Origin of the sequence: Roseomonas sp. KE2513 (assembly GCF_016107305.1) — a bacterium.
Lineage (GTDB): Bacteria > Pseudomonadota > Alphaproteobacteria > Acetobacterales > Acetobacteraceae > Roseomonas.
On record NZ_RCVR01000001.1, the window covers coordinates 139,244 to 160,893 of the forward strand.

Consider the following 21,650-nt stretch of genomic DNA (forward strand, 5'->3'; position numbering starts at 1 on the left):
AACCATGATCTCCGGCACATTCGTCGATCGCCCGCGGCTCGCGATCGTCATCGCGATCCTGACCCTCATCGCGGGCGCGATCTCGCTTCTGCGCATCCCTGTCTCACAGTTCCCGAACATCGTCCCGCCCCAGGTCTCGGTCACGGCCCGCTACCCCGGCGCCTCCGCGGCCGTGGTGGAATCAACCGTGGGGCAGGCGCTGGAAGGTCAGATCAACGGCGTGGATCGTATGATCTACATGCGCTCCAACTCCGCCAACGACGGCAGCTACACGCTAAACGTCTCGTTCTCCCTCGGCACCGACCCCGACCTGGCCACGGTGAACGTCAACAACCGCGTCCAGGCGGCGCTGGCCCGCCTGCCGCAGGAGGTGCAGCGCACCGGCGTCGTCGTCCGCAAGCAGTCCTCGGCCGTGCTCATGTTCGGCTTCGTCTACTCGACCACGAACCTCGACCCGCTCTTTCTCTCGAACTACTTCACCATCAACATGCTCGACGACCTCGCCCGCGTGCAGGGCGTCGGCCAGGTGAACGTCTTCGGCGCGCAGGACTACTCCATGCGCGTCTGGTTCGAGACGGACCGCCTCATCTCCCTCAACATGACCCCGCAGGACGTCATCGCCGCCATCCAGGCGCAGAACGTCCAGGCCGCCGTGGGCCGCCTCGGCGGCCGTCCGATCGGCGACGATCAGTCCTTCCAGATTAACCTCGAAACAAAGGGCCGCCTCACCACGCCCGAGGAATTCGGCAACATCGTCGTCCGCGCCAACCAGGACGGCTCCGTGCTGCGCGTGAGGGACGTCGCCCGCGTCGAGATGGGCGCGGCCAACATGGACACGGAGAACCGCTTCAACGGTCAGCCCGCCATCGCCTTCGGCGTCTACCTCGCCCCAGGCGCCAACGCGGTCTCCGTCTCCAACGCCATGAAGGCCCAGTTGGAGCAGCTGAAGACCCGCTTCCCCGCGGGCGTGGACTACACCGTCTTCTACGACAGCTCGGACTTCGTGAACGAGACGATCCACGAGGTCATCAAGACCCTGCTCGAGGCCTTCGCCCTCGTCGTCGTGGTTGTCTACCTCTTCCTCGGCAGCTGGCGCGCGACGATCATCCCGACCATCGCCGTGCCGGTCTCGCTTATTGGCGCGTTCATCATCCTGCTCGGCCTCGGCTACTCCGCGAATACCGTCTCGCTCCTCGCCATGGTTCTCGCCATCGGCATCGTGGTGGACGACGCCATCGTGGTGGTCGAGAACGTCGAGCGCGTGATGGAGGACCACCCGGAGCTATCGACGAAGGACGCCACCAAGAAGGCGATGAGCGAGATCACGGCGCCGATCATCGCCATCACGCTCGTCCTCCTATCGGTCTTTGTGCCCATTGCCTTTATCCCGGGCCTCTCGGGCGAGTTGTTCCGCCAGTTCGCGGTTACGATCTCCGCCGCCATGGTCATCTCGGCCATCAACGCGCTCACACTCTCCCCCGCGCTCTGCGGCATCATCCTCAAGCCCCACCACGGCCCCCGCCGCGGCCCGATCGGCTACGTGCTGCGCGGCATCGACTGGACGCGGGACCGCTACGCCGGCGGCGTCCGCCGCCTGGTGCGCGTCTCCTTCCTCTCGCTCCTGCTGACCGCCGGCTTCGCCTTCGGCATCTGGTCCATCAGCAAGGTCACCCCCACTGGCTTCCTCCCCCAGGAGGACCAGGGCGCCTTCTTCGTCCAGGCCCAGCTCCCGCCCGGCGCCAGCGTCTCCCGCACGCGCGAAGTGGTGCGCCAGATCGAGGACATCGTCCGCCCCATTCCCTCCGTACAGGGCACGCTCGGCATCGTCGGCTTCTCGCTCATCGACGGCGGCGCCCAGTCCAACTCCGCCTTCCTCGTCATCCGCATGAAGCCCTTCGCGGACCGCGAGGGCGTGGCGAACTCCGTCCAGGCCGCCATCGGCCGCGTCTTCGGCGCGACGCAGGGGATCCGCACGGCCAACGTCTTCGCCTTCAACTTGCCGCCCATCATCGGCCTCGGCACCGGCGGCGGCTTCGAGTACATCCTGCAGGACTACGAGGGCCGCGACATCAACGCCCTCTCCGCCGCCATGCTCGGCCTGATCGTGCCCGCCAACCAGGACCCGAACCTGACGGCGGTCTTCTCGACCTTTGCCGCCAACAACCCGTCCCTCTACCTCGACGTGGACCGCGACAAGGCGCAGGCGCTCGGCGTGCCCATCGCCAACATCTTCTCCACGCTCCAGGCGGCGCTGGGCGGCATCTACGTCAACGACTTCAACCTTTACGGCCGCGTCTGGCAGGTGAACATCCAGGCCGAGGCAGCGGACCGCAACGACATCGACGACATCTGGCGCATCCAGGTCCGCTCCAACAGCGGCGAGATGGTGCCGCTCCGCGCCCTCGCCGACATCCGCACCGTCCTCGGGCCGCAGACGATCTTCCGCTACAACAACTACCGCGCCATCTCGATCAACGGCGCGCCCAAGCCTGGCATCTCCTCCGGCCAAGCCCTCGCCGCCATGGAGCAGCTCTCCGACCGCGTGCTGCCCAGCGGCTACGGCTATGCCTGGACCGGCACCGCCTACCAGGAGAAGCTCGCCACGGGGCAGACGGCCTATATCCTCGCGCTGGCCGTCCTCTTCGCCTACCTCTTCCTCGTCGCGCTCTACGAGAGCTGGACCATTCCCGTCCCGGTCCTCCTCTCCATCACGGTGGGCGTGCTCGGCTCCTTCGGCGCCATCCTGCTCGCCAACCTGTCGCTCGACATCTACGCCCAGATCGGGCTCGTCGTGCTGATCGCGCTGGCCGCCAAGAACGGCATCCTCATCATCGAGTTCGCGAAGGAGGCGCGCGAGCGCGGCATGCCCATCCGCGAGGCCGCGGCCGAGGGCGCGCGCCTGAGGTTCCGCGCGGTGATGATGACCTCCATCGCTTTCGTCCTCGGCCTCGTGCCGCTGGTCACGGCCGAGGGCGCGGCGGCCGTCTCCCGCCGCGCGGTGGGCACGCCGGTTTTCGGCGGCATGCTTGCGGCCTCCATCATCGGCATCTTCATGATCCCGATGCTCTACGTGGTCTTCCAGGCCACGCGGGAACGCGTGAAGGGCTGGTTCGGCGCCAAGCCGCCGGGCACGCCCGCTGCGGTGCCCAGCACGGGCCCGGCGGAGTAGAGCCGGCGGATTGTCCTTGCGCACAGGAGAACGGACGAGCATCGTAACGTCGCTGTAAGTCCTGGAGTCGGCCCGTGTGCGCCTTGTGTGATCCTGCCAGACTTGCCGCGGGCTTCGGCTGCTCCGTCATCCCTGACGAGAACGGCCCCGGCGAGCCTGGCGCGCCGGACGAAGCTGCGGCCGCTGCCCTTCCGGTCGAGATCCAGGCCCTGCTGGCCAGCTCTAATCCCGGCTGGAACGGCGCCATCGGGCGCGGCGGCGTGGTGAACTTCAGCTTCGCCCAATCACCGGAGGCGGGCACCCCGGCCAACGGCTTCAGCCCGCTCAGCGCCGGTCAGATGGCCTCGGCCAGGCTCGCCCTCGGCGCCTGGGCCGGCGCCTCCGGCCTCACATTCGTCGAGGTGCCCGACCATGCCGGCGGTGCCGGCATCGACATCCGCTTCATGCACGAGAACATGTCTTCCGCCTACGCCGGCACCGGCGAGTACCCGATGGGCGGTACGATCCGCCTCTCCTCCGCCCTCTACGGCAACGGCGCGGACAGCATGGCGCCCGGCTCCTACGGCTACCTCGTCCTGTTGCACGAGATCGGCCACACGCTGGGCCTGAAGCACCCCTTCGACATGACCGCCGGCAACCTGACCGTCCTGCCCGCCGCCCTCGACAAACTGGCGAACACGGTCATGTCCTACGACCGTTCCTCCCCGAACCCGACCGGCCTTCAGCCCTTCGACCTCGCGACCATCTCCTACATCTACGGCTCGCAGGCGCAGGAACCGGCCTGGGCGACGAGCGCGCACTACGACGCCGGCACCGATTCCGTCGTCATGACCGGCGACGCGAGCGCCGAGATCATCTGGGACACCAACCGCCGCTCTGTCGTCTTCGCCGGCGGCGGCAACGACACGATCCTCGGCGGCGCCGGCGACGAGCGCCTCTTCGGCGAGGACGGCAACGACAGCATCACCGGCGGCAACGGGAGGAATTTCCTCTTCGGCGGCGCCGGGAACGATACGCTCTTCGGCGGCACCAGCAACGACTGGCTGGCGGCCGGCAGCGGCATCAACACCGTCAATGCCGGCGCCGGCATCGACACGCTGGCCGTCGAGCACGGCCGCCGCGCAACCACCATCACAATCACCCCGAGCGCCAGTGGCACGCAGACCATCGACGGCGGCCGCGTGCCCTATTTCGGCGGAACAATCCGCTCGGGCGACGAGATGACGACCTTCTACACGGTGGAGAACTTCGCCTTCCTCGACGGTCGCCTCGTCTACGCCTCCAACGACCCCGCCATGCAGGTCTATCGCTTCTACCAGGCTGCCCTCGGCCGTGCTCCCGACAGCGTCGGCCAGAACTTCTGGACGGCCGAGCTGCAGGCAGGCAAGAGCCTCGCCGACGTCGCCGCCGGCTTCGTCAATAGCACGGAGTTCGCCGCCCGCTTCGGCGCGCTCGACGACACCGGATTCGTCAACCTTACCTACAAGAACGTTCTCGGCCGCGCGCCCGAGGCGACAGGCCTCAACTACTGGCTGAACAACCTCTCCCACGGCGCCACCCGGCAGGACGTGGTCGTCAACTTCTCGGAATCCTCCGAGTTCAAGGCCCGCGTCGCCGCCACCCTCCCGAACGGCCTCTGGGACGCGGACGAGAACGCCGCCTCCATCGCGCGCCTCTATCAGGCCACCCTTGGCCGCCACCCGGACGAGACCGGGCTGCGCTACTGGGACACGGCCTTCGACAACGGGCTCTCGCTGCGCGACATGGCCGGCGCCTTCACCGCCAGCAACGAGTTCACGGCGCGCTTCGGCAGCCCCGACAATGCCGGCTTCATCAACCAGCTCTACGTGAACGTCCTCGGCCGCGCGCCTGACACCACAGGCTTCAATTACTGGAAAGCCGGCATCGACGCCGGCACGCTGACCCGCACCGACCTCGTGCTCGCCTTCTCCGAGAGCACCGAGTTCAAGACCACGACAGCGAGCTGGATCGAGGGCGGCATCGTCTTCGCCTGAAGCCCCCCCTTCCCGATCCCCTGCCGCATCGCACATGATGCGCCGAACGGCGGATCAGAGGGACGCGACCATGGCGAAGTTCGGCTTGAGCCAGCCCCTGCGGCGGATCGAGGATCCCCGCCTCCTCATCGGCGGCGGCCGCTACACGGACGACCTGCCCGCCCACGGCGTCGCGGCGGGCGCTGCGCGAGGCTACATCCTCCGCTCCCCGCACGCCCATGCCCGCATCCTGTCGATCGACACGGCGGCGGCAAAGGCGCTTCCGGGCGTCCTCGCCGTCTTGACCGGTGCGGACTGGAAGGAGGAAGGCCTGGGCGAGATCCCCTGCGCCGTCCCCATGAAGAACCGCGACGGCTCGCCCCGCGGCAACACCCCCCGCGGCGCCCTGGCCGACGGCTTCGTCCGCCATGTCGGCGACCCCGTCGCCTTCATCGTCGCGGAGACCTACGACGCCGCCCGCGACGCGGCCGAGGCGGTAGAGGTCGAGTACGAAACCCTCCCCTCCGTCACCGACCTCGCGACCGCCACCGCCCCCGGCCAGCCTCAGGTCTGGCCGGAGATCACCAACAACACCGTCTTCGACTGGGAAACCGGCGACCCCGCCGAGACCGAGCGCCTCTTCGCGACGGCCGCCCATGTCACGCGCCTGACCATCGTGAACAACCGCGTCGTCGTCGCCTCCATGGAGGGCCGCGCCGCCCTGGCCGACTACGACCCCGCGACCGAGCGCTTCACGCTCCACGCCGGCACCCAGGGCTCCTGGCCGCTGAAGAGCACGCTGGCCGGCGCCACCTTCGGCATCCCGCCCGAGAAGATCCGCGTCGTCACCCACGATGTCGGCGGCGGCTTCGGGATGAAGATTTTCACCTACCCCGAATACGCCCTCTGCATGATGGCCGCCCGCCGCCTGCACCGCCCCGTCCGCTGGACGAGCGAGCGCACGGAGGCCTTCCTCTCCGACACCCACGGCCGCGACAACATCACCACCGGCGAGATCGCGCTCGACGCGAACGGCAAGTTCCTCGCCCTTCGCACGCGCAATATCGCGAACATGGGCGCCTATCTCTCCACCTACGCGCCCTTCATCCCGACCGCCGCGGGCACGAAGGTGCTCGCCAGCGTCTATGGCTTCCGCGCCATCCACGCGAACGTCATCGGCGTCGCCACCAACACGGTGCCGGTCGATGCCTATCGCGGCGCGGGCCGTCCCGAATCGAACTACATGGTGGAGCGCCTAATCGACGCCGCCGCGCGCGAAACCGGGATCGACCGCGTCGAGCTGCGCCGCCGCAACATGGTCCCGCCCTCCGCGATGCCGCACACCACCCCGGTGGGCCAGACCTACGACTCCGGCGACTTCACCCAGGTGCTCGACCACGCGCTCGCCGCCATCGACTGGCCCGGCTTCTCCGCCCGCCGGGCCGCCTCCGCCGCGAAGGGCCGCCGCCGCGGCATCGGCCTCGCCTACTACCTCGAGGCCACCGGTGGCGCCGACAGCGAGCGCGCGGAGGTCCGCTTCGCCGCCGATGGCATGGTGGAGGTGCTGGTCGGCACCCAATCCACCGGCCAGGGCCACGAGACCGCCTACGCCATGATCACGGCCAATGAGCTCGGCGTTCCGGTCGAGAAGATCCGCATCATCCAGGGCGATTCCGACGAGATCCCGACCGGCGGCGGCACCGGCGGCGCCCGCTCCCTCTACTCCGAGGGCACGGCCATCCTCGCCACCACCGCGACGGTGATCGACAAGGGCAAGACGGCCGCCTCCGAGGCGTTGGAAGCCTCACCCGGCGACATCGAGTTCGCCGCCGGCCGCTTCGCCATCGCCGGCACCGACCGCGGCATCGGCATCCTCGAACTCGCGCAGCAGCAGCACGCCCGCGCCGCCCGCGGCGAGACCGTCACCCTGCTCGACGCCGCGGAGGTCGCGGGCATCCCCGCCCACACCTTCCCCAATGGCTGCCACGTGGCGGAGGTCGAGGTGGACCCCGACACCGGACATATCGACGTCGCCCGCTACCTCGTGGTGGACGATGTCGGCCACGCCCTGAACCCGATGATCGTCATGGGCCAGGTCCATGGCGGCGTCGCCCAGGGGATCGGCCAGGCCATGCTGGAGAACACCGTCTACGACAAGGAGAGCGGCCAGCTCCTCTCCGCCTCCTTCATGGACTACGCCCTTCCCCGCGCGGGCGACCTCCCGCCCATCGAGGTGTCCCTCGTCTCCATCCCCTGCCTGACCAACCCGCTGGGGGTGAAGGGCGCGGGCGAGGCCGGTGCGGTCGGCTCGCCGCCCGCTCTGATGAACGCGCTGGTGGACGCCCTCTCGGCCGACGGCATCACCCATCTCGACATGCCCGCCACCCCCGAGATCGTTTGGAAGGCGCTCGAGACCGCCCGGGCCGCCTGAACCGGGCCGGGGGCGGCCCCCGCGCCCGGCAACCGCCCCCGTCCCTCCGCCGATGCACAGAGAAGGGCCTGCCCCGGCATCTCCGCCGGCGCGGGCCCTTCCTTTAGCGCATCGCCACCACAGTGCCGGCGCCCGAAGCGACCGGCGCATCCAGGAAGCGCAGCGCCGTCACCCGGAATCCATCCCCCTGCCAGGCGAGGTCGAAGGAAACCCCGGCCTCCTCCCCCGCCGGCCCGTATTCCAGCCGGAAGGCTGCCAGCCCCAGCGGCCGCGCCGCCCGCAAGCTGGAGAGCGCCACCAGGCTTCCCTCCCCGCGCGCGCCGCGGGCCCGCGCCTGCATCCAGGCCGCCACCCGCTCCGGCTGCTCCCAGGAAGCTGTCATGCGGTCCGCCATGCCCGAGAGGAAACGGCGGGCACTGCCCCCCTCCTCCGCCGCGATCTCCGCCTCCATGCCCGCCCGCAGGCTCGCCATGGCCACAGGTGAATCGAATTGCCGCAAAAGGGCCGGGGCGTCGCCCTGCCCCATGGACGCCGAGATCCGCATTGCCAGCAGCCAGGGGGCTGCGAGCCAGAGCCCCAGAAGCAGCAGCCCCGCGCCCAGCGCCACTGAAACCTGCACGACCGGCCTAACCCTTCGCGCCACCGTGTTCCTGGCGGCCGTCTCCGTGAGGCCGCCACTCCCGTGCGGCATCAGGCGGAACTGCGCTGCCTGTCGCGCGTCGTACTCGGCCCAGACCTCGTCCCAAATCTCGGCCCGCCGAATAGCATCCATGGCGCTCGTCCCATCAAACCCGGGACGTGCTCGCAAAATGCGACACGTCTTGGTTTTGAGACTGCCCGCATGAATCTCACTGGAAGGTTAATGTCTCTACTAGTGAGACGATCTCTTTTGTTTGAGACCTCCCCTTGCCTTAGCCGTAACGGGAGAGGTCCGCCTCCAGCCGCCTGAGCACCTGCCCGAGCGCTGCCACCATCCCCGCCGCCTGCGCGTCCGGCCCCAGCGGCCGGTCGGCCGGCACCGGCACCGGCACCGGCACCATCGCCCGCTCGCTGAACTGCGCCACCACCCGCGTGCCAAACTGGCTCGTCTCGCGCATGAGCAGCGCGCTCATCGCCGCCACCGCCTGCCCGGCGCCGAGATCGACATGCAGGGCCAGCAGTTCGCTCTCCATCACCAGGTCCGCATTCCCCCGCGTCCCCGGCGCCAGCACGGCCGCGAAGGTGCCGGACTCCATCAGCCAGCGGCGCAGCGCATCTTCCGCAGCCTCAGCGGGTGGCGCCGTCCACTCAGCGTAGTACTCGGTAGCCTCCGTCCCATCCGCGCGGATGGACCGCAGCAGCCGCCCGTCCAACCCCGGCGCCGCGCGCGTCAGCCGCATCAGCAGCGTCTTCGTCCCCCGCCGCCGCGGGAGCGCCGCCGGCCGCACCGGCAGCAGCGGGTAACGCCGCGGCTCCACATAGCTCTGGTTCACCACCGAGCAGCCGCCGAGCACCCCAGCCATCAACAAGGGGGCCGCCAGCAATCCGCGACGCCGCATCATCGTCTCCCTCTCGCCCATTCCGGCACCGGCGGCGGCGGCGCCAGCAGCGACGCCCCCGGCGAACGCCGCAGCCCTTCCGTCGTCTCCCGCAGGCTGCCCGAGGCCGCCCGCAGATCCCTGAGCGTCGGCGCCAGATCGCCGTTGATGTCGCCGACCGTGTTCGTCACCGACCGTGCCGCCGACTCCACCTGCGCCACCGCCGCCGGCAGCCGCTGCATGCCCTGCTGCAGCCGCTCCATCGCCGCGTTCGCGTTGCGCAGCACGCCCCGCACCTCCGGCCCGCCGACCAGCCCGCGCACCTCGGCCACCGTCGCCCGCAGCTCGCCGGAAAGCCGCGGCAGGTCCAGCTCCGCGACCGTCCGCTGCACCGTATCCAACGTCTCCGTCGCCGCCCGCGCCGTCCGCGCGAGGTCGCCGTCGTTCACCTGCCGCCGGAGATCCGAGAGCAGCCCCGAGATGTCGCCCAGGATCTGCTCGATCGGAAGATCGCTCACCCGCTGCGCCAGCGCCTCCGCGACCGAGGTCACCTGCGCCACCGTGCTGGGAATGGAGGGGATCACCGGGTAATCCGGTTTCCAGGGCGGCGTCTCCGCGGGGAACCGGTCCTTGTCCACGAAGTCGAGCTCGAGATAGCCGACCCCCGTGATGCCCGTCGTCGCCAGCCGCGCGCGCAGCCCGTTCTCCACCGCCCCCTGCACGTTCGGCGTGTCCCGCAGGCGCGAGAGATCGAGCGCGAACCGCACAATCACCCGCTGGAAGGCCGCGGTGAAATCGTTGCTCGGCGGTGGATAGGAGGTCGCGACGAGGTTGATCTCCGTCACCTGTCCGAGCTGCACGCCGCGGAAGCGCACGGCGGCGCCCACATCCATCCCCGTCACGCTCTCGCGCACATAGGTCTCGAAAGTCTGCCGGTTCCGCCCGAGCTTGCCGGCCGTGAAGAAGAGGATGAAGCCGAGCCCCACCGCCAGCCCCACGATGATGAGGAGCCCGACGCGAAGATAGAGCCTGCGGGACGTCGCCGGCATCTACTCCGCCTCCCGCCGGAAAAAGCGCCGCACCGTGTCGTTCGGCGGATGGTCGCGAAGTTCCCGCGGATCGCCCTGCGCGATCATTCCCTGCGCCTCCTTGTCGAGCATCACGCAGCGGTCCCCGATCGCGAGGATCGATTGCAGCTCGTGCGTCACCACCACGAAGGTCGTCCCGAGGTCGCGCGCCAGGTCGCGGATCAGCCGGTCCAGCCCCGCCGACGTCACGGGGTCGAGCCCCGCGCTCGGCTCGTCGAGGAACAGCACCGGCGGGTCGAGCGCCATGGCCCGCGCGATCCCCGCCCGCTTGGCCATCCCGCCCGAGATCTCGGCGGGCAGCCGCGACTCCGCGTCCCCCAGCCCCACGAGCCCGAGCTTCATCCGCGCCACGCTCTCCCGCGCCTCGCGCGGCAGGTCTGTATGCGCCTCCAACGGCAGCATCACGTTCTCCAGCAAGGTCATCGAGCCGAACAGCGCGCCCGACTGCCACATCACCCCGAGCTGCCGCAGCAGCGCTCGCCGCGCCTCCCCGGACGCGCGCGCCAGGTGCCCCCCGAGGATGGTCACCTCCCCCGCCGTTGGCTCGTAGAGGCCGATCATGATCTTCAGCAGCGTGGACTTGCCGCAGCCCGAGCCGCCGAGGATCACGAAGACCTCGCCCTGCGACACCTCGAAGGTCACGTGGCGGAACAGCGTGCGTCCGCCGAACCCCATCGCGAGGTCGCGCACCTCGATCACCGCCTCGCGCCGCGTCGCCGCGGGCGCCTCCGTCCGATCCGCGAGAACGGTTCCCATCACCAGCCCAACCGGAAGAACAGCACCGCGAAAATCCCGTCCAGAACCACCAGTGCCACGATCCCGCCCACCACGGCCGAGGTGGCGGCATCGCCCACCGCGCGCGGCCCGCTGCCCGCGGAAAGCCCCGCCCGGCAGCCCAGCCCCGCGATCACCAGCCCGAACACCGCCGCCTTGCCCAGCCCCCCCAGAAGATCGCCGAGATCGACCCCCACATGGAGCTGGTTGAGCACGAGCTGCACGGGAAAGCCGAGGCTCAGCATCACGCCGGACATACCCAGCAGCCCCGCCAGGTCCATCAGCAGCGCGAGAACCGGCATCGCGACCGTCGCCGCAACCAGCCGCGGCAGCACGAGCAGCACCATCGGGTCGATGCCCATGATGCGCAACGCGCTCACCTCCTCGTTCACCGTCATGGTGCCCAGCTCCGCCGCATAGGCCGAGCCGGTGCGCCCCGCCAGCACCACCCCTGCCAGCAGCGGCCCAAGCTCCCGCAGCAGCGAGAGGCCGACGAGGCGCGGAATGAAGATCTCCGCCCCGAACTGCCGCATCGGGATGGAGGACTGGAACGCAAGGATCACGCCGATCAGCACGCCCAGCAGCAGGGTGAGCCCGAAGGCGCGCGTGCCCACCTCGTCCAGGTGCCGCAGCACGTCCGCCACCCGCAGGTCGCGCGGCCGCCGTGCCGCGTTCACGATCGTCGCCGAGGCCTCGCCGAGAAACGCCGCCGCGCCAGCCATGGCCGCGATTCGCCCCACGCCCCAGGCGCCCACCGCCCGCACCGGCCCCAACCGCGGCAGCGCGTGCCCGGGCTTCGCCGGGGACCGCACCGCCCCGCGTGACCGCTCGAGAACCGCGCCAACCTTGCGCGAGGCGCCCTCTACCGGCACCTCCGCGCCCGCCGCCGCCTGGGCCGCCAGAACCAGTGCCGCCCCGCTCGTGTCCAACACCTCCAGCCCCGAGAGGTCGATCCGCCGCGCGCCCTCCGCCGCCCGCAGCGCCTCCCGCCAGATCCGCCCGGCGCCCATGCTCGTCAGCCGGCCGGCGAAGCGCAGCACCTCGCCATCCCGCGCCACGGTCGGCCGCGCCGCGGACGGTCTCGCAATCAGGGGCGGCGTCTCCACGCCCGTCGCCGGTGCCTCGGCCGCGGGCTCCCCGCCCAGCGGCGCCTCCCGCGCCCCCGTCACGCCGAAGCGCCGGCTCCGGCCCCCCGCGCCTGGGCACCGGCCCGCAGCAACCCGCGCGAGGCCGCCACCTCCCGCGCCGCCTCGGCCCCGCTCAGCCAGGCCCCGGCCAGGGTGCCGGCGAGGCTTACATGGCAGGCCTCGCCCGCCAACCGCAGCCGCCCCCCGCCCACGGGCGTCGAGAGCAGCCGCCGCGCCCCCGCCCGCCCCGGCCTCGCCGCCGAATAGGAACCCCGCGCCCAGGGATCCCGCCCCCAGGAGGAAACCACCGCTCCCTCCCACCGGATGGCGCGATCCGCCCGCGCGCCGTAGATCCGCCGCAGTTCGGACAGCGCGAAATCGGTCATCGCTGCCTCTCCCTCCCGCGACAGGTCCCAGGCCAGCGCGCCCCCGGCGAAGCCCTCCAGGTGGTCCCGTCCGAAGGGCCAGGCGACGAAGGTCATTGCCCGCTCTCCCTCCTCCAGCCGCCGTTCGATCCCGCCGAAAGCCAGCGAATCCAGCCGGTCCGCGCCCGCGGCCGGCAGCCCCACCTTCTCCAGCAGCCCCAGCGGCAGGTCATGCGCCGCCCCCTCCACCTCCACCGGCAGCGCCGGGAAGAAGGCGATGCCGCCGCCGGCCAGCACGCCGGTCGAGACCGTCACCACCGCGCCCAGCGCCTCCACCACGCCGAAGGGCCCTTCCGCCCTCACCCGCGCCCCGCCCCAGTCGATCCGCTCGACCGGCGCGCCCAGCACGATGGGCAGGCCCTCCGCCAGCCTTTCAAGCACATGCCCGCAGCCCTCGCGCGGCAGCAGGTTCGAGCCGTTCAGCAGGGTGGAAAGATAGTCCTCGAGATCGACCTCGGCGGCCTCCGTCGCCGCGATCACAGGCCCCTCCCAATGCGTCAGCGTCGCATCCCAGAACCCGCCGCGCGGCGCCGCATCGGCCAAGCTCAGCGCACGCCCCTCCGCCCGCGCGGCCGCCAAGCGCACCGCGATGCCCCAGGCCCGCTCCGCCTGCTCATAGGCAGCCATCTCCGCCCCATCCGCCCAGCGCCCGCCCATCCAGGTGCGGGAACTCCGCACGGCGTCATGGTCGAACAACTCGAGCCCCACCGCCTCGGCCAGCGGCACCAGCGGGTTGGACTGCGCGGCATGCAGCCAGGTGGCGCCGAGGTCCATCGGCGCGCCCAGCGAGCGGCTCGTCACCGCGCGCCCGCCAACCCGCCCCCGCGCCTCTAGCACCCGCACCGACAGGCCGAGGAGGAGCGCCTCCCGCGCCGCGGCGATCCCCGCCGCCCCCGCGCCCACCACCAGAAGATCGACCGCACCCGTGCTCATGCGGTGCTAATGGGTCCTCCCGGCGTAGGTTGCCACCTCGCACCCCCAACTGTTTCATTCCGACGCAAGTCGGATCGCCCCGATCAGTCGAGCTTCACGCCCGACATCTCCACCAGCCGCTTCCAGGCGGGCGTCTCCCGCGCCACCAGCTCGGCCAGCGCGGCCGGGCTCTCGCTCACCATCACCTCGTAGCCCAGCGGCCGCAGCCTCTCGATCAGCACCGGGTCCGCCGCCACCTGCCGCACCGCCTGGAACAGCCGCGCTACCACCGGCTCCAGCGTGCCCGCGGGCAGCATCAGCGCGTTCCAGGCGAGAAGGTCGAGTTCCCCCAGCCCGAGATCGGCGAACTCCCCCATCCCCGGCACATCCGGCGCAAAATCCATCCGTGCGCGGGAGGACAGCGCCAGCGGCTTGAACTTCCCGGCCGCCACCTGCGGCATCAGCGCTGGCGTCACGTCAAACATCATGTCGATCGTGCCCGAGAGAAGGTCCGCGATCGCCGGCCCGCCCCCGCGATAGGGCACGTGCAGGATGCGCGCCCCCGCCAGCTCGTTCACCGCCCCGATCACCAGGTGCGACGAGGTCCCGGGCCCCGAGGACCCCATCTTCACCTCGTCCGGGTGCGCCTTCGAGTAGGCGACCAGCGCCCGGAAATCCGTCCAGCCCCGCCGCTGCGCCACCTCCGCGTTCACCACGCAGATCAGCGCGCCCGAGGTGATCAGGCTCAGCGGCTGGAGATCCTTCACGGGGTCGAAGGGCAGGCGATTGTACAGGGTGGGATAGGCCGTCATCGTCACCCCCCCGATCACCCCGATCACCGTCCCGTCCGGCGTCCCCTTCGCCACCGCGTCGGTGCCGAGGATGCCGCCCGCGCCTCCGCGGTTCTCCACCACCACGTTCTGCCCCAGCACCGGCCCCAGCCGCTCCGCCACCAGCCGCCCCAGCAGGTCGATCGCCCCGCCGGGCGGGAAGGGAACCACCACCCGCACGACCCGGCCGCCGGCTACGGGCTGCCCCATCGCTGGCAGCGCCGGCATCGCGGCCAGCCCCACCACCAGGTCCCGGCGCCGCATCATCGCTCTCTCCATCACCATCCGCGCCCAGCTTGGCCGGGACGCGCGCGCCACGCCATGCCAATCGGCCGCCCCCACCCGGAGCGACCACCCGCGTCCCGCCGGGGCGACACCGCCGCCCGCCTACGCCATCATCCACGGGCAGAAGAAGGAACGACCCATGGCCACCACCGGGGAACTCAGCGGCCGCCGCGCCGTCGTCATGGGCGGCAGCCGCGGCATCGGCCGCTCCATCGCCCTCGCCCTCGCCAAGGCCGGCGCCGCCGTCTCCCTCTGCGCCCGCGGCGCGGACGCGCTGGAGGCCGCCCGTGCCGAGATCGCTTCCCTCGGCGGCCTCACCCACGCCGCCCCCTGCGACCTCGCGGACGCCGAGGCCATCGCCCGCTACGTCCCCGCCGCGGCCGAGGCGCTCGGCGGCATCGACATCCTCGTCAACAACGCCTCCGGCTTCGGCCGCCGGGACGACGAGGAGAGCTGGGCCGCCTCCATCTCGGTGGACATCCTGGCCGTCGTCCGCGCCAGCGCCGCCGCCCGCCCCTACCTCGAGGCCTCCCCGGCCCGCGAAGCGGGTGGCACCGGCATCGTCAACATCGCGTCCATCTCGGCGCTGCGCGCCACGAAGCGCAACCCGCCCTATGGCGCCGCCAAGGCGGCGGTGATGCAGTACACCTCCAGCCAGGCCCGCATCCTCGCGGCGAGCGGCATCCGCGCCAACTGCGTCGCCCCCGGCTCCGTTGAATTCCCTGGCGGCACCTGGGAACGCCGCCGCACCGAGGACCCCGCCCTCTACGACGCCACCCTCGCCTCCATCCCCTTCGGTCGCATGGGCCGGCCCGAGGAAGTGGCCGAGGCCGTCCTCTTCCTCGCCTCCCCACGCGCGAGCTGGATCACCGGCCAGACCCTGATCGTGGATGGCGGACAGCTGCTGGGTGCGTAACGCCCGCACACACCAGACAGATCTTTCTGTCCGGTGCCCGTTTGCCGCTGGTCAAGACAAGGGGAAATGTCTATCGCTGAAGGAATGAACAAAACATCGCGAGGACAGGCTCGCCCCGACGCCTCTCCCAGCGAGTCTCGCCCGCCGCGGCGAGAGTCCGTCCCCCTGAGCGCACCCTCCCGCCCGGCCTCCAGGGGACCGGGCGAGAACAGCCGCGCCGCCCGCATTGTCCTCGATCTCGCTCATAGCGCGGAGACCCAGGGCAACACCGCCCTGGCCACCCTCCTCCGCAGCTTCTCGACCCGGCTGACCAGCCGGCGCCGTCGACTTCGGGAATAGGGAGGAAGAACTCTCCCCCTCCCGGACACCTCACCATCAACCTCTTCTTCGAATCGGGATCACCCCGCGGCCGGCGCGCCCCGGGCCGATGACCCGAAGCCACGCCACGCGCGGGGCGGGCAGCGCCTTCTCAGTCCAGTGTCGCCCCCGAGGCCTCCACCAGCCCCTTCCACACCGCATCCTGCTGCGCGAGGTAGGCCGCATAGGCCGCCGGCGTTTCGTCCCAGACCGGCGTGAAGCCAAGCGGCTCCAAGCGGGAGCGGAAGTCGTCCGACTTGACCACCTGCAGGATCGCCGTGTGCAGCCGCTCGATCACCGGGGCCGGCGTGCCGGTCGGGACGTTCACGGCGTACCAGCTCTGCATGTCGATCCCCGCGCCCGGCAGCAGCTCCTTCATGCCCGGCACGTCCTTCAGCTCCGGCACGTAGCCCACGCGCTCGGCGCTTCCCACCGCCAGCGCCCGGAACCGCCCCTCGCGCACATGCGGCATCAGCGCCGGGATCACGTCGAACATCATGTCGATATTGCCCGAGACGAGGTCCGAGATGGCCGGCCCGCCGCCACGATAGGGCACGTGGGTGATGTCGATTCCCGCCGCCCGGCAGACGGAGGAGAGCGTCAGGTGGCTCACCGTGCCGGTGCCCGAGGAACCCATGGTGATCTTCCCCGGGTCCTTCTTCGCCGCGGCGACGAGATCGGCGAAACTCTGCCAGGGCCGCTGCGAGTTCACCACCAGCAGCACCGTCCCGGTCGTCACCCGCGTCACGGGCGCGAGGTCCCGCACCGGGTCGATCGGCATGGAGCGGCGATAGAGGTACTTGTTCGCCGCCATGATCGAGACGGCGGCGAGCAGCAGCGTGTAGCCGTCCTTCTCCGACCGCGCGACGAACTCCGCCCCGATGTTCCCCCCGGCGCCGCCGCGGTTGTCCACCACCACGGACTGGCCGAGCGCCGGCTGCAGCCGCTCCGCCAGCACCCGGCCAGTGATGTCTACCGCCCCACCCGGCGCGAAGGGCACCACGAGGCGGGGGGAACGGTTGGGATAGGGCGCCTGGGCCAGGGCGTGGGGGGCCAGGGCCGGAACGGCGAGCGGCAGGGCGGCCGCGCCGAGAAAGCTGCGGCGACGGATCGTCATGGGGCGGGACTCCGGGTCTTCGATGCCCCGCATTTCGCCCCACGGGTCGGCCGCGGCAACCCCCGCCCCCGTCGCGCCTTCCTTCCGCGAACCGGCAGAAGCACCCCGATGGACCCGAACGAGCGCCCCTGCATCAAGATCTGCGAGTACGAGAACGCCACCGGCTGGTGCTTCGCCTGCGGCATGACGAAGCCGGAGCGCAAGGCCTGGAAGCGCTTTCCCGGCTACCGCGCTGCCATCCGCCAGTCCCTGCCTGCCCGCCTCCTCGCTCTCGCGGCCGAGGGTCACCGCACCGGCCTGGCCGCCGCCCGCGGCAAGCGCCGCGAAGCCGCCGAGGCCTAGCGCCGCGCCGAAAGCGCGTGGATGAGCACCGCCGCCGCGACCGAGACGTTCAGGCTCTCCACCCGCCCCGAGCCCGGCAGCGTCACCCGCGCGTCGCAGGCGGCAGCCACTGCCTCGGAAACCCCCTCCTCCTCGTTCCCGAGCACCAGCGCGAGGCAGGCCGCCGCCGGCAGCCGCTCCGGCGCCACCCCGCCCGCCGCCACCGCCGCCACCGTCATCACCCCGAGGCGCGGCAGCGTGGAAACAAGGTCCGGCGCCCGCCACAGGCTCAGGACCTCCAGCCCTCCCTCGCTCGTCCGGAAGGCCGCATCCGAGAGCCCCGCCCCTCGGGGATCGCCTGAAAGCACCATCCCGATGCAGCCGAAGAAGGCCGCCGAGCGCGCGATGGCCCCCAGGTTGTGCGGGTTGGACACTCCGTCCAGCACCGGCAGCACGGGCGCCACCCGCAGCGCCGGCGCCAGCGGCAGCACCAGCTCCGGCACCCTCCGCCGCGTGGCGACCGCCACGATCCCCCCGTGGTGAACGGTGCCCGCCACCCGCGCCAGCTCCTCCTCCCCCACCTCGCGGTAGGGACGGCGCATCCCGGCCAGCACCGCGCAGAACGGATTCGCCTCCCGCCGGCGGGAGGGCAGGTGGAACAGCCGCAGCACGTCCCGCGGCCGCCGCGCGAAGACGGCCGAGACGGCAGCCAGGCCGCAGAGCCGGTCCGGCTCCGGCGGCCGCCTGGAGGAAGGGGGCGGACGATCCATCCCGCGCATCCACACCGCCCCCCGGCATCGGTCAAGCCGCTGCGCACGGCACCTTGCAAAACCGATCCTTAAGCTTGCTCCGCCATCCTGCGACTCAAAGCCGATTCAGCCAGGAAGGGGGGACAGGTGAAGATCCGCCACAATGCCAACGAAAGGGCCTATGTCTTCCGCTACGAGGTCGGCGACCTCGTCCGCCTGCGCGTGGACGAGGCCGGCGAGGGCGCCGTGGGCCGCGCCGGCCAGTGGGGCCGCGTCACCGCGGTCGCCGCGGAACCGAGCGGCGCCCTCGACATCCAGCTCGCCGGCTACTCCGAGGCGAAGACCTCGATGCTGCCGCGCCTCGTCGGCGTCCCCCGCAGCATCGTCCTCCCCTGCGAGGCCAACGGCGCCCTCGCCGAGCTGCCGGACCAGCCGCGCGCAAGACAGGAGACGCGGTCCCTCAACCCCCGCACCACCCAGCGCGTCGTCGTGAACACGGCCGTCGCCCCCGCCTCAGCCCTCCCCGCCTGGGCCGCCTCCCTCGTGGTCGCCGGATGCACCCTCATCCTCGTGGTCGCCGCGGGCATCGCCGCCAAGAACTTCGGCCTCCTCTGAACGGCGGGGTTCACCGCCCACCCCTCGTCGTGGCAGGTTCCGCCCCCCCTTCTGGCGGCACGGAGAAAGAGAACATGGCGGGCGTCTTCTGGCATCTCGGCAACTGGTCCACCGAGGAGCCCAAGATCCTCGGCCCCATGGACCACGCCTTCTGGCTCGGCTCCGTCATCTTCGACGGCGCGCGCGCCATCCGCGGCACCGTACCCGACCTCGACCTCCACTGCCGCCGCTGCGTCCAGTCCGCGCGCAACATGCTCATGGAACCCACCATGACAGCCGAGGAAATCGAGGAACTCTGCCGCGAGGGCGTGCGCCGCATGCCCCCCGACGCCGAGCTCTACATCCGCCCCATGTTCTTCGTCAGGAAGGGACTCGGCGCCGCCCAGCCCGACCCCGACAGCACCGAGTTCATCCTCTCGGTCTACGACGCGCCCCTGCCGCCCGCGATCGGCTTCTCGGCCATCACGGCCCCCTTCCGCCGCCCCGCCGCCGACATGGCGCCGACCGACAGCAAGGCGAGCGCCCTCTATCCCAACTCCGCCCGCGCCACCGCCTGGGCCAAGAAGCACGGCTTCGACATGGCCGTGGTGCTGGACGAGGCCGGCAACGTCGCGGAATTCGCCTCCGCCAACATCATGATGGTCAAGGACGGCGTGGTGATGACCCCCGCCGCCAACGGCACCTTCCTCGCCGGCATCACGCGCGCCCGCATCATTGACCTGCTGCGCAAATCCGGCCGCGAGGTGCGCGAATGCACGGTCACGACGGCCATGCTCGAAACGGCGGACGAGATCTTCGCGACCGGCAACTTCGGCAAGGTCCAGCCCTGCACCCGCTACGCCGAGAACCACATGCAGCCTGGCCCCGTCGCCGCCGAGGCCCGTCGCCTCTACTTTGACTGGGCCGAGACCGCCCGCATTCTGCCCAAGGCTGCCTGACCACCCGGCGGGGGGAGGATCCTCCCTCCGCCGCGTCCGCCCGGCCTCCGGATTCCCACCACCGCGGCCCTTGTCGGCCGGGCGGCGCATCACCCGGGCCGCGCCGTCCCGCCTGCCCGCGCGCATTCGCGCATGTCCAGCCCTCGCGGCACCGCCCCCTCCGCCTGCCAGGACCTGACGGCGGAAAGCAGCACGCCGAGCGGCCGCCGGTCCTCGCTCACTCCCGCCGTCAGGGGGCTCACCGCGTCCGGCGTCTCCAGGACCAGCACCGCCTCCCGGCCGCCGGACCCCACCCACCCAAGGGCGCCCTCGTCCCAGGGCACCAGCAGGTCTAGCGGCTCACTGCCCAACCGCATCTCGCAGGCCGTGCCGTCGCCCAGTCGCGCCACCACGCGCTGCGCTCCACCCGCGGTGGGCACATAGGCCGCGAGGGTCAGCACCATCCCCCGGCTCCCTTCTTGCCCTGCCAGCACCAGCAATCCGCCCGGTCCCACCGTCCAGCGTCCCCGCTCCTCCGCCCCGGACCACCCCAGGAACTCCACCGAGCGAGCCGGCGGCGCGAAGGGCATCGGCCGGCAGGCCAGCCCGAACGCCGCCAAGCCGTCCCGGTACGCAGCCAGGTAAACCTCGGGCGGAAGAACGGTGGCTGGGGGCCGGTGCCACCAGATCTCCCGGCCAAGCATCGCCATCGCCACCGCGTTCGTACCCAGCCCCTCCGAGGGCTGGCAGGCAGCCTCCCGCAGCAGGGCGAAGGGCCGCTCCCGAACAAACATCTCACGCGCCGCCAGCCGGTTCTGCAGGAAACTGAAGGTCCCCAGCCCCCCCACGCCCAGCGCGCAAAGGAGCGAGACGGCCCGCCGCGCCCCCGGCCTTGCCCATACGGCGCGCAGGAGAGCCGCGAGCCCCACCGCCGCGGCCGCACCCACGCCTAGCGCAGCGATCCGCGAATCAACGTAGGTGCAGTCTCCGGCTCGGCACCAGCTCTGATACTTCTCGGTCAACGCGTGCGGGAGCGTGTTCAGCCAGGCCCAGGCCAAGCAGGCCAGCACCACCCGGACGGCCAGGCCCGCGGTCAGCCTCGCCGCCAAGGCCGGCAGCAGCCGCCACGCCAGCCAGGTCCCGCAAGCAAGGACGCCCACCGCCATCGCCATGTCCCTGCGCCCGAGCGCGGAGAAGCCGCGCCAGGGAGCGCCGAGCACCGGAAGGCTCGTCCCGTGGAAAGCGTGCAGCGCCTGCAGCCGGACGACATTCCACAGCCCGGGCCACGCCATCATGTTGCCGCCATAGGCGCTCGGATGGACCATGCGATAGGCGACGTAGGCCAGGGCGGCCAGCAGCATCGGAGGAGCGTGCAGCCGCACCGCCCGCCAGCGCTGCCCCTCCGGCGCCGAGAGCACCACCAGGGCGGCGAGGCCGGCCCCGGCAACGAGACTGTACTCGAGCATCAGCATCAGCGCGGCCAGGCCGCCCGCCCCGGCCAGCAGCGCCATGCCTGACCGCGCCCTGACCTCGCCCATCCAGATGTGCAGCCCGACCAGCGCCGCGAGCGGCAGGGTGAGCATCAGCGGGTAGGCGTTCGGCGGCATGTGGTGAGCCGCGACAGGGGCGAGGCAGAGCGCCATCAACAGCCCCGCCCGCGTGAGAGGCACGCCCAGCCGCCGGGCGAGCAGATGGCCGAAGGCGAGCATCAGCCCGCCGAAGAGCCCAACCACCAGCACCCGCCCCCACGCATATTCCGGCAGCATCGCGCCGAGCATCACCAGTGGCATGGCCGGGTAGAGCCCGATCCGCCCCTGGGCCTTCGCCAGCTGGTGGATGGCCTCCCCCAGCGCCTCAGGGCGGCCGGCGTTGCTGAGCACCGCGTACTGCCAGAAATTGTCGTCCGCCGTCTGGTGGAAGGCAGCAAGAAAAGGGGAAAGCTGAAGCAGCGCAAAGGCAAGCAGCACCGCGTCGAGCAGCAGCACGCCCAGCCGCTGCGGCAAGAGCGGCACGGCGAGCGGGACGCCCCGCACGACCGGCCTCACCGCGCTGGGGGCGAGACCGGAAGGTTCGGGCCAGAGGCGCATGAACCCCGCTACCACCTGC

Annotated in this window: 17 protein-coding genes; 7 read left to right on the forward strand and 10 right to left on the reverse strand. The window is 71.3% G+C overall.

Annotated features, from left to right (window positions below; translation table 11 throughout):
* Positions 1 to 4: 4 nt before the first annotated feature.
* From D9599_RS00735 to D9599_RS00745, 3 genes are all read left to right on the forward strand, one after another.
* A complete protein-coding gene (locus tag D9599_RS00735) occupies positions 5 to 3,169 on the forward strand; it encodes an efflux RND transporter permease subunit (protein ID WP_198379287.1) in 3,165 nt (1,054 codons plus the stop codon).
* A 74-nt stretch (positions 3,170 to 3,243) separates the two neighbouring features.
* Complete coding sequence (locus D9599_RS00740) at positions 3,244 to 5,184, forward strand: DUF4214 domain-containing protein (protein WP_198379288.1); 1,941 nt, start codon at positions 3,244 to 3,246, stop codon at positions 5,182 to 5,184.
* Positions 5,185 to 5,254: 70 nt separating this feature from the next.
* The gene (locus D9599_RS00745; protein ID WP_198379289.1) at positions 5,255 to 7,594 is read left to right on the forward strand and encodes a xanthine dehydrogenase family protein molybdopterin-binding subunit; all 2,340 of its coding nucleotides are present in this window, start codon (positions 5,255 to 5,257) and stop codon (positions 7,592 to 7,594) included.
* A 103-nt stretch (positions 7,595 to 7,697) separates the two neighbouring features.
* On the opposite strand, the gene D9599_RS00750 is transcribed toward D9599_RS00745, so the two are convergent.
* The 7 genes from D9599_RS00750 to D9599_RS00780 all read right to left on the reverse strand — a co-directional run bounded on the left by D9599_RS00750 (position 7,698) and on the right by D9599_RS00780 (position 14,534).
* Positions 7,698 to 8,366, reverse strand: coding sequence for a hypothetical protein (locus tag D9599_RS00750; protein WP_198379290.1), 669 nt, complete (start codon positions 8,364 to 8,366; stop codon positions 7,698 to 7,700).
* Positions 8,367 to 8,505: 139 nt separating this feature from the next.
* On the reverse strand, positions 8,506 to 9,135 hold the full coding sequence (locus tag D9599_RS00755) for an ABC-type transport auxiliary lipoprotein family protein (RefSeq protein ID WP_198379291.1): 630 nt from the start codon (positions 9,133 to 9,135) through the stop codon (positions 8,506 to 8,508).
* Positions 9,132 to 10,160, reverse strand: coding sequence for an MlaD family protein (locus D9599_RS00760; protein ID WP_198379292.1), 1,029 nt, complete (start codon positions 10,158 to 10,160; stop codon positions 9,132 to 9,134). The genes D9599_RS00755 and D9599_RS00760 overlap by 4 nt, the downstream gene beginning before the upstream one ends.
* Positions 10,161 to 10,955, reverse strand: coding sequence for an ABC transporter ATP-binding protein (locus D9599_RS00765; RefSeq protein ID WP_198379566.1), 795 nt, complete (start codon positions 10,953 to 10,955; stop codon positions 10,161 to 10,163). It lies immediately after the preceding gene.
* Positions 10,955 to 12,142 (reverse strand): ABC transporter permease, encoded by a 1,188-nt coding sequence (locus D9599_RS00770; RefSeq protein ID WP_309228503.1) that lies wholly within the window; start codon positions 12,140 to 12,142, stop codon positions 10,955 to 10,957. Before D9599_RS00770 ends, D9599_RS00765 begins: the two co-directional genes overlap by 1 nt.
* Positions 12,139 to 13,458, reverse strand: coding sequence for an NAD(P)/FAD-dependent oxidoreductase (locus D9599_RS00775; RefSeq protein ID WP_198379293.1), 1,320 nt, complete (start codon positions 13,456 to 13,458; stop codon positions 12,139 to 12,141). Before D9599_RS00775 ends, D9599_RS00770 begins: the two co-directional genes overlap by 4 nt.
* 83 nt (positions 13,459 to 13,541) lie before the next feature.
* Positions 13,542 to 14,534 (reverse strand): tripartite tricarboxylate transporter substrate binding protein, encoded by a 993-nt coding sequence (locus tag D9599_RS00780; RefSeq protein ID WP_198379294.1) that lies wholly within the window; start codon positions 14,532 to 14,534, stop codon positions 13,542 to 13,544.
* Positions 14,535 to 14,691: 157 nt separating this feature from the next.
* On the opposite strand from D9599_RS00780, the gene D9599_RS00785 reads away from it, so the two are divergent.
* A complete protein-coding gene (locus D9599_RS00785; RefSeq protein ID WP_198379295.1) occupies positions 14,692 to 15,468 on the forward strand; it encodes an SDR family NAD(P)-dependent oxidoreductase in 777 nt (258 codons plus the stop codon).
* A gap of 469 nt (positions 15,469 to 15,937) precedes the next feature.
* Here the strand turns inward: D9599_RS00785 and D9599_RS00790 are convergent, their stop codons facing one another.
* On the reverse strand, positions 15,938 to 16,942 hold the full coding sequence (locus D9599_RS00790) for a tripartite tricarboxylate transporter substrate binding protein (RefSeq protein ID WP_198379296.1): 1,005 nt from the start codon (positions 16,940 to 16,942) through the stop codon (positions 15,938 to 15,940).
* Between the two features lie 108 nt (positions 16,943 to 17,050).
* On the opposite strand from D9599_RS00790, the gene D9599_RS00795 reads away from it, so the two are divergent.
* Positions 17,051 to 17,284 (forward strand): DUF1289 domain-containing protein, encoded by a 234-nt coding sequence (locus D9599_RS00795; protein WP_198379297.1) that lies wholly within the window; start codon positions 17,051 to 17,053, stop codon positions 17,282 to 17,284.
* Here D9599_RS00795 and D9599_RS00800 read toward each other — a convergent pair.
* Positions 17,281 to 18,033, reverse strand: a complete 753-nt coding sequence (locus D9599_RS00800; protein ID WP_198379298.1) for an RNA methyltransferase — start codon at positions 18,031 to 18,033, stop codon at positions 17,281 to 17,283. The genes D9599_RS00795 and D9599_RS00800 overlap by 4 nt on opposite strands.
* Positions 18,034 to 18,159: 126 nt before the next feature.
* Between D9599_RS00800 and D9599_RS00805 the strand changes: the two genes are divergently transcribed.
* Both D9599_RS00805 and D9599_RS00810 read left to right on the forward strand, forming a co-directional pair.
* A complete protein-coding gene (locus D9599_RS00805; RefSeq protein WP_198379299.1) occupies positions 18,160 to 18,627 on the forward strand; it encodes a hypothetical protein in 468 nt (155 codons plus the stop codon).
* Positions 18,628 to 18,701: 74 nt separating this feature from the next.
* Complete coding sequence (locus D9599_RS00810) at positions 18,702 to 19,565, forward strand: branched-chain amino acid aminotransferase (protein WP_198379300.1); 864 nt, start codon at positions 18,702 to 18,704, stop codon at positions 19,563 to 19,565.
* A gap of 89 nt (positions 19,566 to 19,654) precedes the next feature.
* On the opposite strand, the gene D9599_RS00815 is transcribed toward D9599_RS00810, so the two are convergent.
* Positions 19,655 to 21,631, reverse strand: a complete 1,977-nt coding sequence (locus D9599_RS00815; protein WP_198379301.1) for a hypothetical protein — start codon at positions 21,629 to 21,631, stop codon at positions 19,655 to 19,657.
* Positions 21,632 to 21,650 lie beyond the last annotated feature (19 nt).

What these genes read in the sequence shown, in the direction of transcription:
- D9599_RS00800 (WP_198379298.1), bottom strand. Translation starts at nt 18,033, where the DNA reads ATGGATCGTCCGCCCCCTTCCTCCAGGCGGCCGCCGGAGCCGGACCGG.
- D9599_RS00790 (WP_198379296.1), bottom strand. Translation starts at nt 16,942, where the DNA reads ATGACGATCCGTCGCCGCAGCTTTCTCGGCGCGGCCGCCCTGCCGCTC.
- D9599_RS00765 (WP_198379566.1), bottom strand. Translation starts at nt 10,955, where the DNA reads ATGGGAACCGTTCTCGCGGATCGGACGGAGGCGCCCGCGGCGACGCGG.
- D9599_RS00760 (WP_198379292.1), bottom strand. Translation starts at nt 10,160, where the DNA reads ATGCCGGCGACGTCCCGCAGGCTCTATCTTCGCGTCGGGCTCCTCATC.
- D9599_RS00785 (WP_198379295.1), top strand. Translation starts at nt 14,692, where the DNA reads ATGGCCACCACCGGGGAACTCAGCGGCCGCCGCGCCGTCGTCATGGGC.
- D9599_RS00815 (WP_198379301.1), bottom strand. Translation starts at nt 21,631, where the DNA reads ATGCGCCTCTGGCCCGAACCTTCCGGTCTCGCCCCCAGCGCGGTGAGG.
- D9599_RS00750 (WP_198379290.1), bottom strand. Translation starts at nt 8,366, where the DNA reads ATGGATGCTATTCGGCGGGCCGAGATTTGGGACGAGGTCTGGGCCGAG.
- D9599_RS00735 (WP_198379287.1), top strand. Translation starts at nt 5, where the DNA reads ATGATCTCCGGCACATTCGTCGATCGCCCGCGGCTCGCGATCGTCATC.
- D9599_RS00810 (WP_198379300.1), top strand. Translation starts at nt 18,702, where the DNA reads ATGGCGGGCGTCTTCTGGCATCTCGGCAACTGGTCCACCGAGGAGCCC.
- D9599_RS00775 (WP_198379293.1), bottom strand. Translation starts at nt 13,458, where the DNA reads ATGAGCACGGGTGCGGTCGATCTTCTGGTGGTGGGCGCGGGGGCGGCG.
- D9599_RS00745 (WP_198379289.1), top strand. Translation starts at nt 5,255, where the DNA reads ATGGCGAAGTTCGGCTTGAGCCAGCCCCTGCGGCGGATCGAGGATCCC.
- D9599_RS00795 (WP_198379297.1), top strand. Translation starts at nt 17,051, where the DNA reads ATGGACCCGAACGAGCGCCCCTGCATCAAGATCTGCGAGTACGAGAAC.
- D9599_RS00755 (WP_198379291.1), bottom strand. Translation starts at nt 9,135, where the DNA reads ATGATGCGGCGTCGCGGATTGCTGGCGGCCCCCTTGTTGATGGCTGGG.
- D9599_RS00780 (WP_198379294.1), bottom strand. Translation starts at nt 14,534, where the DNA reads ATGATGCGGCGCCGGGACCTGGTGGTGGGGCTGGCCGCGATGCCGGCG.